The organism is Pseudomonas frederiksbergensis, assembly GCF_001952935.1.
Taxonomy (GTDB): Bacteria; Pseudomonadota; Gammaproteobacteria; order Pseudomonadales; family Pseudomonadaceae; genus Aquipseudomonas; species Aquipseudomonas frederiksbergensis.
Window position 1 is genome coordinate 1479330 of the sequence record NZ_CP018319.1, and the last position, 14770, is coordinate 1494099.

The 14770-nt window shown below is 56.3% G+C and carries 14 protein-coding genes; 8 read left to right on the top strand and 6 right to left on the bottom strand.

From position 1 onward, the window contains the following. The first annotated feature begins 2 nt into the window (after positions 1-2). From PFAS1_RS07110 to PFAS1_RS07120, 3 genes are read left to right on the top strand one after another with little or no spacing between them, the layout of a single operon-like run. The gene (locus PFAS1_RS07110) at positions 3-914 is read left to right on the top strand and encodes an ABC transporter permease subunit (RefSeq protein WP_074873742.1); all 912 of its coding nucleotides are present in this window, start codon (positions 3-5) and stop codon (positions 912-914) included. Positions 915-924: 10 nt separating this feature from the next. After that, on the top strand, positions 925-1893 hold the full coding sequence (locus tag PFAS1_RS07115) for an ABC transporter ATP-binding protein (RefSeq protein WP_076028667.1): 969 nt from the start codon (positions 925-927) through the stop codon (positions 1891-1893). Continuing rightward, positions 1893-2864 (top strand): peptide ABC transporter ATP-binding protein, encoded by a 972-nt coding sequence (locus PFAS1_RS07120; RefSeq protein WP_076028668.1) that lies wholly within the window; start codon positions 1893-1895, stop codon positions 2862-2864. Before PFAS1_RS07115 ends, PFAS1_RS07120 begins: the two co-directional genes overlap by 1 nt. Positions 2865-3059: 195 nt before the next feature. On the opposite strand, the gene PFAS1_RS07125 is transcribed toward PFAS1_RS07120, so the two are convergent. From PFAS1_RS07125 to PFAS1_RS07140, 4 genes are all read right to left on the bottom strand, one after another. Continuing rightward, complete coding sequence (locus PFAS1_RS07125) at positions 3060-3518, bottom strand: hypothetical protein (protein WP_076028669.1); 459 nt, start codon at positions 3516-3518, stop codon at positions 3060-3062. Positions 3519-4164: 646 nt separating this feature from the next. After that, positions 4165-4410, bottom strand: coding sequence for a hypothetical protein (locus PFAS1_RS07130; protein ID WP_076028670.1), 246 nt, complete (start codon positions 4408-4410; stop codon positions 4165-4167). A 146-nt stretch (positions 4411-4556) separates the two neighbouring features. Beyond that, positions 4557-5795, bottom strand: a complete 1239-nt coding sequence (locus PFAS1_RS07135; protein WP_076028671.1) for an MFS transporter — start codon at positions 5793-5795, stop codon at positions 4557-4559. A gap of 323 nt (positions 5796-6118) precedes the next feature. After that, the gene (locus PFAS1_RS07140) at positions 6119-7702 is read right to left on the bottom strand and encodes a peptide chain release factor 3 (RefSeq protein ID WP_074873726.1); all 1584 of its coding nucleotides are present in this window, start codon (positions 7700-7702) and stop codon (positions 6119-6121) included. A 364-nt stretch (positions 7703-8066) separates the two neighbouring features. Here PFAS1_RS07140 and PFAS1_RS07145 point away from each other — a divergent pair, with 364 nt between their 5' ends. From PFAS1_RS07145 to PFAS1_RS07165, 5 genes are all read left to right on the top strand, one after another. Beyond that, positions 8067-8783 (top strand): ABC transporter permease, encoded by a 717-nt coding sequence (locus PFAS1_RS07145; protein ID WP_074873724.1) that lies wholly within the window; start codon positions 8067-8069, stop codon positions 8781-8783. Between the two features lie 20 nt (positions 8784-8803). After that, complete coding sequence (locus PFAS1_RS07150) at positions 8804-9697, top strand: glycine betaine ABC transporter substrate-binding protein (RefSeq protein WP_076028672.1); 894 nt, start codon at positions 8804-8806, stop codon at positions 9695-9697. Between the two features lie 12 nt (positions 9698-9709). After that, complete coding sequence (locus PFAS1_RS07155) at positions 9710-10363, top strand: ABC transporter permease (protein WP_076028673.1); 654 nt, start codon at positions 9710-9712, stop codon at positions 10361-10363. Continuing rightward, on the top strand, positions 10360-11517 hold the full coding sequence (locus PFAS1_RS07160; protein WP_008148962.1) for an osmoprotectant ABC transporter ATP-binding protein OsmV: 1158 nt from the start codon (positions 10360-10362) through the stop codon (positions 11515-11517). Before PFAS1_RS07155 ends, PFAS1_RS07160 begins: the two co-directional genes overlap by 4 nt. Before the next feature lie 408 nt (positions 11518-11925). Next, positions 11926-13089 carry a type III PLP-dependent enzyme gene (locus tag PFAS1_RS07165; RefSeq protein WP_076028674.1) on the top strand — a complete coding sequence of 388 codons (1164 nt, stop codon included), beginning with the start codon at positions 11926-11928 and terminating at the stop codon, positions 13087-13089. 50 nt (positions 13090-13139) lie between these two features. Here the strand turns inward: PFAS1_RS07165 and PFAS1_RS07170 are convergent, their stop codons facing one another. Continuing rightward, positions 13140-14039 (bottom strand): hypothetical protein, encoded by a 900-nt coding sequence (locus PFAS1_RS07170; protein ID WP_076028675.1) that lies wholly within the window; start codon positions 14037-14039, stop codon positions 13140-13142. 95 nt (positions 14040-14134) lie between these two features. After that, positions 14135-14770, bottom strand: a complete 636-nt coding sequence (locus tag PFAS1_RS07175) for an alpha-xenorhabdolysin family binary toxin subunit B (protein ID WP_156886702.1) — start codon at positions 14768-14770, stop codon at positions 14135-14137.

Consider the following 14770-nt stretch of genomic DNA (forward strand, 5'->3'; position numbering starts at 1 on the left):
CCATGACCACTCTCACTACACCGGTAGCAGTCGATCAAAGCCTGCTGTATCCGTCGCCCTACAAAGAATTCTGGCACGCGTTCTCCAGGAACAAAGGCGCCGTCGCCGGCCTGATGTTCATGCTGCTGGTGATCTTCTGCGCGATCTTCGCGCCGTGGGTTGCACCGCATGACCCGAGCGAGCAATACCGCGACTTCCTGCTGACCCCGCCGTCCTGGCTGGAAGGCGGGCAAATCCAGTTCCTGCTCGGCACCGACGAACTGGGTCGCGACCTGCTGTCGCGGCTGATCAACGGTTCGCGCCTGTCCCTGCTGATCGGCTTGTCGTCGGTGGTGATGTCGCTGATTCCGGGCATCCTCTTGGGTCTGTTCGCCGGGTTCTTCCCGCGCTTGCTCGGCCCGACCATCATGCGTCTGATGGACATCATGCTGGCCCTGCCGTCCCTGCTGCTGGCCGTGGCGATTGTCGCCATCCTCGGCCCTGGCCTGATCAACACCATTATTGCCATCGCCGTGGTTTCGTTGCCGTCCTATGTTCGCTTGACCCGCGCCGCGGTGATGGGCGAATTGAACCGCGACTACGTAACCGCCGCGCGCCTGGCCGGTGCCGGTCTGCCACGCCTGATGTTCGTCACCGTGCTGCCCAACTGCATGGCGCCGCTGATCGTTCAGGCTACCTTGAGTTTCTCCTCGGCGATTCTCGATGCCGCGGCACTGGGCTTCCTCGGCCTTGGCGTACAACCGCCAACCCCTGAGTGGGGCACCATGCTGGCTTCGGCTCGCGACTACATCGAACGCGCCTGGTGGGTCGTCAGTCTGCCTGGTTTGACCATTTTGCTCAGCGTGCTGGCAATCAACTTGATGGGCGACGGCCTGCGCGATGCGCTGGACCCGAAACTCAAGAACGCCGCCTGAGGAGATTCAAATGTCACTGTTAGAAATCAAGAATCTCAACGTTCGCTTCGGCGACGCCAACGCCGTTCCGGTGGTCGACGGCCTCGACATTACCGTGGACAAGGGCGAAGTGCTGGCCATCGTTGGCGAATCGGGTTCCGGCAAGTCCGTGACCATGATGGCGCTGATGGGCCTGATCGAACATCCGGGGATCGTCACCGCCGACGCCCTGAATTTCGACGGCAAGAACATGCTTAAGCTGAGCAACCGTCAGCGCCGGCAAATCGTCGGCAAAGACCTGGCCATGGTGTTCCAGGACCCGATGACCGCGCTGAACCCGAGCTACACCGTCGGTTTCCAGATCGAAGAAGTGCTGCGCCTGCACCTGAAAATGTCCCGCAAGGACGCCCGCAAGCGCGCCATCGAACTGCTGGAAAAAGTGGAGATCCCAGGCGCCGCCAGCCGTATGGATGCTTACCCGCATCAACTGTCCGGCGGTATGAGCCAGCGTGTTGCCATCGCCATGGCGATTGCCGGCGAACCGAAACTGCTGATTGCCGACGAGCCGACCACCGCGCTGGACGTAACGATTCAGGCGCAGATCATGGACCTGCTGCTGGCGTTGCAGAAAGAACAGAACATGGGCCTGGTGCTGATCACCCACGACCTCGCGGTCGTGGCCGAAACCGCTCAGCGCGTGTGCGTGATGTACGCCGGCCAAGCGGTCGAAGTGGGTCAGGTGCCTCAGCTGTTCGACATTCCGGCGCACCCGTACAGCGAAGCGCTGCTCAAGGCGATTCCGGAACACAGCCTGGGCGCCACCCGCCTGGCGACGTTGCCGGGCATCGTTCCCGGTCGTTATGACCGCCCGCAAGGTTGCCTGCTGTCGCCGCGTTGCCCGTACGTGCAGGACAACTGCCGCCAGCAACGTCCAACCCTTGACCCGAAAAGCAACAGCCTCGCCCGCTGCTTCTACCCGCTGAATCAGGAGGTGGCGTAATGGCCGTCGTACTTACCGCCCGCGACCTGACCCGTCACTACGAAGTGTCCCGTGGCCTGTTCAAAGGCCATGCAACCGTACGCGCCTTGAACGGTGTGTCGTTTGAGCTGGAAGCCGGCAAGACCCTCGCTGTCGTCGGCGAATCGGGCTGTGGCAAATCCACCCTCGCCCGCGCCCTGACGCTGATCGAAGAGCCATCCTCCGGCTCCTTGAAAATCGCCGGGCAGGAAGTCGCCGGCGCTGACAAGGCTCAACGCAAACAACTGCGCAAAGACGTGCAGATGGTGTTCCAGAGCCCGTACGCGTCGCTGAACCCACGGCAAAAGGTCGGTGACCAACTGGCCGAGCCATTGCTGATCAACACCAACCTGAGCGCCGCCGAACGTCGCGAGAAAGTGCAGGCGATGATGAAGCAGGTGGGCTTGCGACCTGAGCACTACCAGCGTTATCCGCACATGTTCTCCGGCGGTCAGCGCCAGCGGATCGCCCTGGCCCGCGCGATGATGCTGCAACCCAAAGTGCTGGTCGCGGATGAACCGACCTCGGCGCTGGACGTGTCCATTCAGGCACAGGTGCTGAACCTGTTCATGGACTTGCAGCAAGAGTTCAACACCGCCTACGTGTTCATCTCCCACAACCTGGCGGTGGTGCAGCACGTCGCCGATGACGTGATGGTGATGTACCTCGGTCGCCCGGTGGAAATGGGCCCGAAGAACGACATCTACGAGCGTCCTCTGCACCCGTACACCCAGGCGCTGCTGTCGGCCACCCCGACCATTCACCCGGACCCGAACAAGCCGAAAATCAAGATCGTCGGCGAGTTGCCTAATCCGTTGAACCCGCCGTCCGGCTGTGCTTTCCACAAGCGCTGCCCGTACGCGACCGAGCGTTGCAGCACTGAAGAGCCGGCCCTGCGCCTGCTCGATGGCCGTCAGGTGGCTTGCCACTACGCCGAGCAGTTTGTGGTCTGACCTGCAAAAAAATGCTCTGGAGGGTGAGTCCAGAGCATTGCTTGTGTTCAACAGCCGTTCTAGTCGGATAGCACGTCTGTCCGGCGAGAGGGGTTTTATATGTTTTATAGGAGGTCGACCACCCTAAGGTGAAAGCCTCAACTTCAGCACCTCTCACGTCAACCAATCCGTTCACTGTACCAAGCAGCCCCCAAACTACCACCCAACCACCTTGAACGTGACATCAACCTTATACTGGCGCTGATTTCCAACATGAGTGACAAAACTAAGCTCGCCCTCTAAAGTAGTGACACTCTCAAAATTCAACAACCTCAACTCTCCCGACTCCGCAAAAAAATATTGCTCGTCAGGCCAGCGAGAATACGAACATCCTTTCCAATTATCACCACCTACTGTGTAGGTTCCGGAAGGAGGGTCGTTCTCAAGAAAATGCATGTTAATTTCGTAACCGTTCCCATCTCCCTCAGGGTCGGCACCCGATATAGCTACTCTGGGATAATCCCCAGTAAATCGATAAAAAATACCAGACGTCACCTCATACTTTATGCCAGTGATAAGATTTGTGATTTCGCCTGCCAGTGTTCCGCTACTCTTGCTTGAATTATCCTTGACGCCAGACAAAATATGACTTCTCAGCTTGTCCTGTGATGACATGATGTTGCTCCTGCATAATTAGTGAATACTGCACATGGGCAAATACCTGACCGCTCACTGATAAAACACTAAAAACACAGGAACGTAACCTGTAAAAAATGACAGTTAATTAGTTGATTTTGCTATATGAATCCTAAACTTTATATTCTTATATAAGTAACCGTATCTGCTCGCCGTCTTGCACACTCTACTTTGTTTGCACTTGAGCGTGACTAATATCAAGAACAGAAAATGACCGACATGGGCGAAGCAATCGTCAAGATGCCACTGCGCTAGTTGAAACGATGCACATGGGAGCAGAACTGTCATTGAAGCAACTGCGGATAGGCCCGAAAAGTCTAGTTCAATAGTTATCAGCCATAAAAAAGGGCAGATTCATCACAGCTTCATCCTTTCTATTACCGCCGGACCTTAATGATGCTCACGGGTCACGCATACGCCGAGCATTTCCTCGACGGCGCGGCATAAAAATGTGGGAGCGGATTTGCTCCGGGCGGCGTTCCGGACGAAGGCGTTATGCCAGTCATCTTTAAAATCGACTGACAGACCGCTTTCGCGAGCAAGTCGAATCGCCACACCGCCGTTCCCACAGGGACTTGTCGGCTGCGCGTCAGTCGGGTAGCAGGGGTTTTCTTTTGTCTATCACTCAAGCCCCTTCAGCCTCATCGCTGTCCGGCTCGTCAGTGGTCGAGTCATCATCGTCCGCGCTGCCACCCTGCCCCTGATCCCCCGGCTCGGATTCGGACTTGGCGAGCATCAACTCACCCTGCCCGGCCTGCCCACTCGAAGCCTGGGCATCGTGTTCCTCGCACTCGGCCCAGACCGCCGAACTGCCGAGGGCCAGCATTACCAATACTTTCAACATCAATACAACGCGTAGCAATCTGTTCATAGCCGAATCCATCCATTTACAGGTGAAACCGCGGTGCCTCTCTGGCGCTGAGTCAAATCTAGTTCCGATTGATTCCGTGGACGCTAACTAATGGACGGAATACCCGTTGCCGGGGAGATTGGTTGTGAATAACGCCTATAACCAGATCAGCTAAGTGCAGCAGGCTCGCCGCGTAATGCTGGACGAACCTTTGGCGCCCCTGACAAGCGGGTCGCTTGATAAATCAGCGGTATGGACAGGACCGCCAGAGCCGCACTGGCCAGCCAGACGCTATGCCCACCGAAATGACCATAGAGCTGCCCTCCAAGCGCAGGCGAAAGCAGCGCACTCGCACTCCAGCACATGAAGAAAAGACCGAAGTAATGCCCGCTTTTCCCACCTTGCGCATGCTGCATGACCAGCACGTTCAGGGGCGGCATGAACAGAGCTTCGCCCAGAGTCCAGATCACCGTCGACAGGCAGACATAAAGCACCCCGGAACCCAAGGGCAACATCCCGAGCCCGCAGGCCAATAACAGGCTCCCCGCCACCAGTTGCCGACGTACGCCCCATTGCTCACTCCAATGTGATAACGGTATTTGCAGCAGCACCACCAGCATCGCATTGAGTGCAAATTGCCACCCAATGACCTCGGTGCTCAACCGGTAATACTCGAGTAAATAGTTGCCCAACATGCTGTAGACCGGGTCAAAGGCCAGGCCGAGCACCACAGCAGCCGCCAACAACCACAGGAACGGTTTGTTTCGATACGGTACGCATGAACCTGAAGCAATTTCAGGCACCTCATCCGGTATCAAGACCGGTCGATGAAACGTCGTCCGGACAAACCACAAAAAAGCCACTAGCGTCAGGGCCGCACTGACAAAAAACACCCAGCGAAAATCAGTCTGCGCCAGGATCCCACCCACCACTCCGGCGACAGCCATACCCAGGTTTCTGGCTACACGACTCAATGACTGCGCACGAGCACGCTGCGCAACCTGGCAATACTCCATGATCAACCGCTGATGAAGGGTACGAATCGCCCCATCGAGTACACCGCTGAACAGCAATAACCCAGCCAGCAAAGGCACGTCAGTCACCAGCCCCAGCAAGACCAAAACCCATACTGAGACAAAAAACAACGCGGCGGTGAGGCGCGCCGTGGAGAAATGATCACTCAATAGTCCGCCGACCATTGAGCCAATCAGCAAACCGGCACCGTATCCGGACAACAACCAGCCAACGGTTTCAATCGCGAGCCCCAGTTCCTGGCGCAGGTACAACGCCATGAACAGCTTGACCATGGTGCTCAAGCGATTGATGAACAACAGCGCCGCCAGCACCCAGGCCATTACGCAGAAATAGCCGTCCAGCCGCAGCAGGTGAGTAAGCCGACTGGTCATTCCATTGATCCCTTGTGCTCCTTTTCCGTGGAAAATCGCTGTTTGCGAAAGGTCCTCCGAACACTAGACCCCAACAATTGCGTTGTCACGGGTAAAAACCCTGGTCACGAAAAAACAGAGGCAAGCTACAAAGTCAGGAAAAAAGACCTACAGAAAAACCTCACACCGATCACCTGGAGCTGACAAAAAATCAAAAAAAACCCGCAGCTTTCGCCACGGGCTTTCGGGTGCGCCACACATCCTGTAGGAGCAAAGCTTGCTCGCGATGGCAATCTCAAAACCGCCATCGCCAGCAAGGGCTAGACGCCCCCTGCTCCTACAAATTAATGATGCTCACGCGTCGCACGGAATTTCACATCCGGCCAGCGCTCTTCCATCAACGCCAGGTTGACCCGCGTCGGAGCCAGGTAGGTCAGGTGACCACCGCCGTCGATGGCAAGGTTTTCCACAGCCTTGACGCTGAACTCTTCGAGCTTCTTCTTATCGTCGCAATCGATCCAGCGCGCGGAATACACAGTGATCGGCTCGTAAGAGCACTCGACCTTGTATTCCTCTTTCAAGCGGCTGGCGACCACATCGAACTGCAGCACACCGACGGCGCCGAGGATGATGTCGTTGCTGCGCGTCGGGAAGAACACCTGAGTGGCGCCCTCTTCTGCCAATTGCTGCAGGCCCTGACGCAGTTGCTTGGATTTCAGCGGATCACGCAGGCGCACGCGACGGAACAGTTCCGGGGCGAAGTGCGGGATACCGGTGAAGCCCAGAACTTCGCCTTCGGTGAAGGTGTCGCCGATCTGGATGGTGCCGTGGTTGTGCAAACCGATGATGTCGCCGGCAAACGCTTCTTCCAGTTGCTCACGCTCGGAGGAGAAGAAGGTCAGCGCATCGCCGATCCGCACGTCTTTGCCGGTGCGCACGTGGCGCATCTTCATGCCTTTTTCGTACTTGCCGGAGCAGATCCGCATGAAGGCGATACGGTCGCGGTGTTTCGGGTCCATGTTCGCCTGGATCTTGAACACGAAGCCGGCGAATTTTTCTTCGACTGGCTCAACAGTTCGCTCGTTGGCGACACGGGCCAGCGGTTTCGGCGCCCAGTTGACCACGGCGTCGAGCACGTGATCGACACCGAAGTTGCCCAATGCAGTCCCGAAGAACACCGGGGTCAGTTGGCCGTCGAGGAATTCCTGTTGATTGAATTCGTGACAGGCGCCCTGCACCAGTTCCAGCTGATCGACGAAGCGATCGTACTCGTCGCCCAAGTGCGCGCGAGCCTCATCGGAGTCGAGCTTTTCGATGATTTTCACATCGGTGCGCTCGTGGCCGTGCCCGGCGGTGTACACGATGATGTAGTCGTCGGCAAGGTGATAGACGCCCTTGAAGTCGCGGTAGCAACCGATCGGCCAGGTGATCGGCGCGGCCTTGATCTTCAGGACCGCTTCGATTTCGTCGAGCAGTTCGATCGGGTCGCGGATGTCACGGTCGAGTTTGTTGATGAAGCTGACGATCGGCGTGTCACGCAGACGGCAGACGTCCATCAGCGCGATGGTCCGTGGCTCTACACCCTTACCGCCATCGAGGACCATCAATGCCGAGTCAACCGCTGTCAGGGTGCGGTAGGTATCTTCGGAGAAGTCTTCGTGGCCCGGGGTGTCGAGCAGGTTGATCATGTGGTCGCGATACGGGAACTGCATGACCGACGTGGTAATGGAAATACCCCGTTGTTTTTCCATTTCCATCCAGTCGGAGGTGGCATGGCGGTCGGATTTTCGAGATTTCACCGTGCCCGCAATCGCAATCGCCTTGCCCATCAGCAAGAGCTTCTCGGTGATGGTGGTTTTACCGGCATCGGGGTGGGAAATAATGGCGAAAGTGCGGCGTTTCGCGACTTCGGCGGCCTGTTTGGTCATGGGAAATCGCCTGGCAGGTGATTCAAAAAAGGGCGGCGAGTATAGCGCAAACCGACCTCTACGGACCACCGTTCGCCCTGTCGCCAATGGCGAGCGATGGGCCGGAAGGGAGATCATGGGTGGCTAATTGCTGCTAATTATGGAACCTTTTAAAAGGTGCAGACGTCCACTCCCCTGTTACGGCACTCGTATCAGGGGCTGAAAAATCAGCAAGTTGGCCTGACGAGGCTGCGCTTATGGCTCGATCTCATGCGGTTTTATCAGCATGAAGAGCTGCTTCTCGCGAACGTTGTTTTCCCGGCAGCCAGGAATGGCATTGCCACACGGGACTGCGTTCGCCGACAAAGAAAAAAGGAGTCCGCCTGTGGCTATTCGCTATGGCAAGGGGCTGATAGGAGGTGCGGTTGTCGTCGCCCTCCTGGCCCTGCTGGTCCACTGGATTGGCATCAACACGATCGAACAGTACCGCGACGATTTGTTGTTTTACCTGCAAGCCCATTTGATTCTCGTCCTCGCTTCCATGCTGGCCGCCCTTGTTGTGGGCATACCCGCCGGTATCTTTCTCAGCCGCCCGACCATGGTGGGCCGCGCTGAACGCTTCATGCAGATCTTCAACATCGGCAACACCGTGCCGCCTCTCGCCGTACTGGCCATCGCCCTGGGCATTCTCGGCATCGGCAGCGGCCCTGCGATTTTCGCCCTGTTCCTCGCCTCGCTGTTGCCGATTGTGCGCAACACCTATGAAGGCTTGAAAAACGTTCAGGGTTCGCTCAAGGAAGCAGCCGTCGGTATCGGCATGACACCGACTCAGGTGCTATGGCGGGTCGAACTGCCGAACGCCGTGCCGATCATCATCGGTGGCGTGCGTGTGGCGCTGGCGATCAACGTCGGTACCGCACCGCTGGCGTTCCTGATTGGCGCCAACAGTCTGGGCAGCCTGATTTTCCCTGGCATCGCCCTGAATAATCAGCCGCAACTGCTGCTCGGCGCGGCCTGCACCGCCCTGCTGGCCTTGCTGCTCGACGGTTTGGTGACACTCGCCAGCCGCCTCTGGCTCGAACGCGGCTTGCGCCCGTCTTAAGCCTCGGCAAAGGAATCCACATGAAAAAAACAAGCTTAATACTAGGCTGCATCCTGCTGTTCGCAGGGTTTGCCCAAGCCGCTGAAAAACCGGTGATCCGCATCGGCGCCCGGGTGTTCACCGAACAAACCCTGCTGGCGGAAATCACCTCCCAGTACCTGCGCACCAAGGGTTACGACACCCAGGTGACTGGCGGTCTGGGCAGCAACCTGGCCCGCAGCGCCCACGAAAGTGGTCAGCTGGATCTGATGTGGGAATACACCGGCGTGTCGCTGGTGGCTTACAACCATGTCACCGACAAGCTCGACAGCGCTCAGTCCTACGCCAAGGTGAAAGAACTCGACGCGAAAAAAGGCCTGGTCTGGCTCACCCCGTCGAAGTTCAGCAACACCTACGCCCTGGCCCTGCCGGAAAACACCGCGAAGGCTTACCCGCAGATCAACACCATCAGCGAGCTGAACACAGTGCTGCAGGCTGAGGCGAAGACCAACCACCTCGTCGCCCTGGACACCGAGTTCGCCAACCGTTCCGACGGTCTGGACGGCATGGTCGACCTCTATGGCATGAACCTGACCCGCAAAAGCATCCGCCAAATGGATGCCGGGCTGGTCTACACCGCCCTGCGCAACGGTCAGGTGTTTGCCGGTCTGGTCTACACCACGGACGGTCGCTTGAACGCCTTCAAGCTGAAACTGCTGGAAGACGATAAGCATTACTTCCCGGACTACACCGCTGCGCCGGTAGTGCGTCAGGTCTACCTCGACGCCCACCCGAAACTCGCCGAAGAGCTCAAGCCGCTGGCCGAACTGTTCGACGACGCCACCATGCGTCAGCTCAACGCGCGGGTCGATGTCGATCACGAAAGCCCTTCATCCGTTGCTGCAGATTTCCTGCGCCAACATCCATTGAACTAAGGAGGAAAAGACATGGAATTTCTTAACGCCTTTTCCCATCTCGACTGGCCGCAGGTTTTGCAACTGACCGGACAGCACATCACCCTGGTCGGCATTGCCGTGACCCTGGCGATCTTGGTCGGCGTGCCGCTGGGCATCCTGATGACCCGCTTCCCGACACTGGCCGGCCCGTTGCAAGCCAGCGCCACGGTGTTGCTGACCGTGCCATCGATTGCCCTGTTCGGCCTGCTGCTGCCGTTCTACTCGAAATTCGGCCAGGGCCTGGGCCCGATGCCGGCGATCACCGCAGTGTTTCTGTACTCGCTGCTGCCGATCATGCGTAACACCTATTTGGCCCTGACCGGCGTCGAACCGGGTATTCGCGAAGCCGCCCGCGGCATCGGCATGACCTTCGGCCAGCGCCTGCGCATGGTCGAACTGCCGATTGCGGTGCCGGTGATCCTCGCCGGTGTGCGCACCGCCGTGGTCATGAACATCGGTGTGATGACCATCGCCGCGACCATCGGCGCCGGTGGCCTCGGTGTACTTATCCTCGCTTCAATCAGCCGCAGCGACATGTCGATGCTGATCGTCGGCGCCGTGCTGGTCAGTCTCCTGGCCATCTTCGCCGACCTGCTTCTGCAATGGCTGCAACGCACGCTGACTCCAAAAGGACTGCTCAAATGATCGAACTTCAAAACCTCAGCAAGACATTCCAAAGCAACGGCAAAGATGTGAAAGCCGTGGACTCGGTAAGCCTGACCGTCAATGAAGGCGAAATCTGTGTGTTCCTCGGGCCATCGGGCTGCGGCAAAAGCACCACGCTGAAGATGATCAACCGCTTGATCAAGCCGACCTCCGGCAAGATCCTGATTAACGGCGAAGACACCACTGACCTCGACGCCGTGACCCTGCGTCGCAACATCGGTTATGTGATCCAGCAGATAGGTCTGTTCCCGAACATGACCATCGAGGAAAACATCACCATCGTTCCGCGCCTGCTGGGCTGGGACAAACAGAAATGCCACGACCGCGCCCGCGAGTTGATGAGCATGATCAAGCTCGAACCCAAGCAGTACCTGAATCGCTACCCGCGTGAATTGTCCGGTGGCCAGCAGCAGCGGATCGGCGTGATTCGTGCCTTGGCAGCGGATGCGCCGCTGTTGTTGATGGACGAACCGTTCGGCGCGGTCGACCCGATCAACCGCGAGATGATCCAGAACGAATTCTTCGAAATGCAGCGTGCGCTGAACAAGACCGTGATCATGGTCAGCCACGACATCGATGAAGCGATCAAGCTGGGCGACAAGATCGCAATCTTCCGCGCCGGCAAGCTGTTGCAGATCGATCACCCGGATACGCTGCTGGCGCATCCTGCTGATGACTTTGTCAGTAACTTCGTCGGCCAGGACAGCACCCTCAAGCGCCTGTTGCTGGTGAAAGCCGAAGACGCGGCGGACAACGCGCCGTCGGTGAGCCCGGAAACGCCAGTGGCTGAAGCCCTGGAGTTAATGGACGAACTTGACCGTCGCTATGTGGTGGTCACTTGCGCCGACAATAAAGCATTGGGCTACGTGCGCCGTCGCGACCTGCACCGTCAGACCGGTACTTGCGCGCAGTACTTGCGCGAATTCAACGCCACCGCCGCGTTCGACGAACATTTGCGCATCCTGCTGTCGCGCATGTACGAGTTCAACCGCTCGTGGCTGCCGGTGATGGACGCCGAGCGGGTGTTCCTCGGGGAAGTGACTCAGGAATCGATTGCCGAGTACTTGAGCTCCGGTAAATCCCGTGGTGGCAAGACCAGCATTGTTTCGCCGGCCGAGACTGCGGTGGCCTGATCTGTCTGAGGTACTAGTGCTTTTGTGGCGAGGGAGCTTGCTCCCTCGCCACAAGGGCCATCCAATCCCCCTCAAATATCCCTCCTACGGGAACATCACACTGTCATGCAGGTCGGTTACATCAGTAGCTGTCCGGGACCGCACGACGGAAGCGTGCAAAAACGCGACATTTTTTGTTGATCTCAAGCCCCTCACGCCCTAAAGTTCGCGCCGAACGTCCATGCTGGAAACGATCCATCCGGCTCAAGTACTGACGACGAGACAGCAAGGCCAAGGGAAAGCACCGCTTCCCATGGCCTTTTTGCTTTCGGCGACATGCCTTGGGAAGTAGGCGAACCAAAGTGGGGATACGGAGGACGTTCATTTGCGCCCATTTATTTTTTTGTTTGCCCAGTAGGAGTTCCAAGCATGTCGATCAACGTCGAAGACTATTTCGCGCGCGATACCTTCAACAAAATGAAGGCTTTTGCCGACAAACAAGAAACCCCGTTCGTGGTGATCGACACCGCGATGATCAGCCAGGCCTATGACGACCTGCGCGCCGGTTTCGAATTCGCCAAGGTCTACTACGCAGTCAAGGCCAACCCGGCCGTTGAAATCATCGACCTGCTCAAAGAGAAAGGCTCGAACTTCGACATCGCTTCGATCTACGAGCTCGACAAAGTGATGAACCAGGGCGTCGGCCCGGATCGCATCAGCTACGGCAACACCATCAAGAAATCCAAAGACATCCGCTACTTCTACGAGAAGGGCGTGCGTCTGTATGCCACCGACTCCGAAGCCGACCTGCGCAACATCGCCAAGGCTGCACCGGGTTCGAAAGTCTATGTGCGCATCCTCACCGAAGGCTCGACCACCGCTGACTGGCCTCTGTCGCGCAAATTCGGCTGCCAGACCGACATGGCCATGGACCTGCTGATCCTCGCTCGCGACCTGGGCCTGGTGCCTTACGGCATCTCGTTCCACGTCGGTTCGCAACAGCGCGACATCAGCGTCTGGGACGCCGCGATCGCCAAGGTCAAAGTGATCTTCGAGCGTTTGAAAGAAGAAGACGGCATCGTTCTCAAGCTGATCAACATGGGCGGTGGCTTCCCGGCCAACTACATCACCCGCACCAACAGCCTGGAAACCTACGCCGAAGAAATCATCCGTTTCCTCAAGGAAGACTTCGGTGACGACCTGCCGGAAATCATCCTGGAGCCGGGCCGTTCGTTGATCGCCAACGCCGGTATCCTGGTCAGCGAAGTGGTGCTGGTCGCGCGTAAATCCCGTACCGCGGTAGAGCGATGGGTGTACACGGATGTGGGCAAATTCTCCGGCCTGATCGAAACCATGGACGAAGCCATCAAGTTCCCGATCTGGACCGAGAAGAAAGGCGAGATGGAAGAAGTGGTCATCGCCGGCCCGACCTGCGACAGCGCCGACATCATGTACGAGAACTACAAGTACGGCTTGCCGCTGAACCTGGCGATCGGTGATCGTTTGTACTGGTTGTCGACCGGCGCGTACACCACCAGCTACAGCGCCGTTGAGTTCAATGGCTTCCCGCCGCTGAAGTCGTTTTACGTGTAAGCGCCTGACGAAAAAAAAGAATGCCCATGCTTCAACAGCATGGGCATTTTTTATGGGTTGAGTTTACGGGAAATCAGTATTAAATCTTCAGACATGTCTCTGACTTCAGAGAGACCTACTTCGGCAATACTGAATAACCCGTGACAGCGATCCACTGAGGAGCGAGGATGATTCGCTTGTAACTGACGTCGTGCGTGCTCAATCAACTGTACAAGTCGATAGCAAAAGTCGTTCAGATTGTCCACAGCGCTGGCAGTATTTCTTCTCATGCTCCGCAAGTTACTCAGATGAGTCCGAGCATATTCCACACGCTGCTCATGGGAATAACTTCCCCCAGGATTGTATTGCATACCTGGCAAGCCGATTCGCCCCAAAGTGTAGTACGCTTCTATTTTGGAAATAGGCCCATCACAACTACACAAATCAATACTCAAGGATTCAATAAATCGGACAAAAATGCTGTGCAATGTTCCGCCGACTGTATTCACAGCCTGTTTGAATTGGGCTATTCCAGCCGCACATTGAGAAAGCCGTCGGTCCAACTCTCGCAGCAAACTAATCACATCGGCAGCCGGCACGACACTCCACGGAAGAGACTTGAAAATACTGAAGCGTGCGGGATCAATACTGCTAACCAACGTCCGTCCATTTATCAGTTTTGTCGTGTCTCGAAACTCGTCGATAAATCCCTGTGCATCCGCCAAAGCCTTGGCGCACGATTGACCCAAAGAAGGAACGGCCACCTTTAAAGATTGCCATGCCAAATCGTTAGTCCTAGCCGCTTGCGCGAGCATGACGGCATTTGGCGGTGTAATCATACGGTGCCCTTGCCGCTGGAATGACTCGGAAAAACGCTGAATCTCCGTCAGTGTTGCCGGCAGACTGCTTAAGAAACTGATATAACTCTTCAATGCTATGAAGTTTTTCTCGTCTAACAAATAACCGTGCATTTGCAAGCACCTTAGTAATTTCAATGATACCGACGGAGTTGTCCTCCGGCATCATTAATTCATACAAATAGAATCTAGATCTGTTCGGGTAAAAATTATTTGAGGGGAATAGATAACGGCTTGAGAAACTCAATAAACTTATCGGCCTCTGCAAAAAACGTATCAACTGGCACTACTGTAGACCCATGACCAATGCTAGAACCAAACAGTGCAAAAGCATCGACAGCCGGCTCGTAGTGAGTCTTGTAAACGCCGCAGTGCGCATCAATGTTATGGATCGCACCAATAAGCTTGATTTTACCCTCACACTGTATGACCAGTTTTACTTGCTCTGCAATGGAAACCCGCAAGACATCGATTTTCTCACGCAGCAATTTACTTTGCGCCAGCAGAAACAAAAAGGAAACATCCCTCACAATACCTTCAATTGTTTTCTTCAGTTGATCGATTGCCATCATGACGAGCTCAATTTCCGGCATGGTCATGTTGATAGACTTAAGTTTATCGATCGTCAAATTAACATCATTGCCAATGAGCTCAATGCCTTTGCTTTCGATCAGCTTGATAGCTTTATCTACGTTGTTTTGAATCTCCTGCAACTCGCTCATCTGCAACATGAAGTCAGATTCCCGAGCCTTGGCATATTTTATATCTTCTTCGAGCTTTACGCCAAATCCGATTGTTTGCGTCTTATCAAAGAAAACATCGATATTATTTAGAGAACGCTGAAT

Excerpts from the sequence above, each read along its gene's own strand:
- PFAS1_RS07110 (WP_074873742.1), top strand. The coding sequence starts at position 3 with ATGACCACTCTCACTACACCGGTAGCAGTCGATCAAAGCCTGCTGTAT.
- PFAS1_RS07115 (WP_076028667.1), top strand. The coding sequence starts at position 925 with ATGTCACTGTTAGAAATCAAGAATCTCAACGTTCGCTTCGGCGACGCC.
- PFAS1_RS07120 (WP_076028668.1), top strand. The coding sequence starts at position 1,893 with ATGGCCGTCGTACTTACCGCCCGCGACCTGACCCGTCACTACGAAGTG.
- PFAS1_RS07125 (WP_076028669.1), bottom strand. The coding sequence starts at position 3,518 with ATGTCATCACAGGACAAGCTGAGAAGTCATATTTTGTCTGGCGTCAAG.
- PFAS1_RS07130 (WP_076028670.1), bottom strand. The coding sequence starts at position 4,410 with ATGAACAGATTGCTACGCGTTGTATTGATGTTGAAAGTATTGGTAATG.
- PFAS1_RS07135 (WP_076028671.1), bottom strand. The coding sequence starts at position 5,795 with ATGACCAGTCGGCTTACTCACCTGCTGCGGCTGGACGGCTATTTCTGC.
- PFAS1_RS07140 (WP_074873726.1), bottom strand. The coding sequence starts at position 7,702 with ATGACCAAACAGGCCGCCGAAGTCGCGAAACGCCGCACTTTCGCCATT.
- PFAS1_RS07150 (WP_076028672.1), top strand. The coding sequence starts at position 8,804 with ATGAAAAAAACAAGCTTAATACTAGGCTGCATCCTGCTGTTCGCAGGG.
- PFAS1_RS07155 (WP_076028673.1), top strand. The coding sequence starts at position 9,710 with ATGGAATTTCTTAACGCCTTTTCCCATCTCGACTGGCCGCAGGTTTTG.
- PFAS1_RS07160 (WP_008148962.1), top strand. The coding sequence starts at position 10,360 with ATGATCGAACTTCAAAACCTCAGCAAGACATTCCAAAGCAACGGCAAA.
- PFAS1_RS07165 (WP_076028674.1), top strand. The coding sequence starts at position 11,926 with ATGTCGATCAACGTCGAAGACTATTTCGCGCGCGATACCTTCAACAAA.
- PFAS1_RS07170 (WP_076028675.1), bottom strand. The coding sequence starts at position 14,039 with ATGCACGGTTATTTGTTAGACGAGAAAAACTTCATAGCATTGAAGAGT.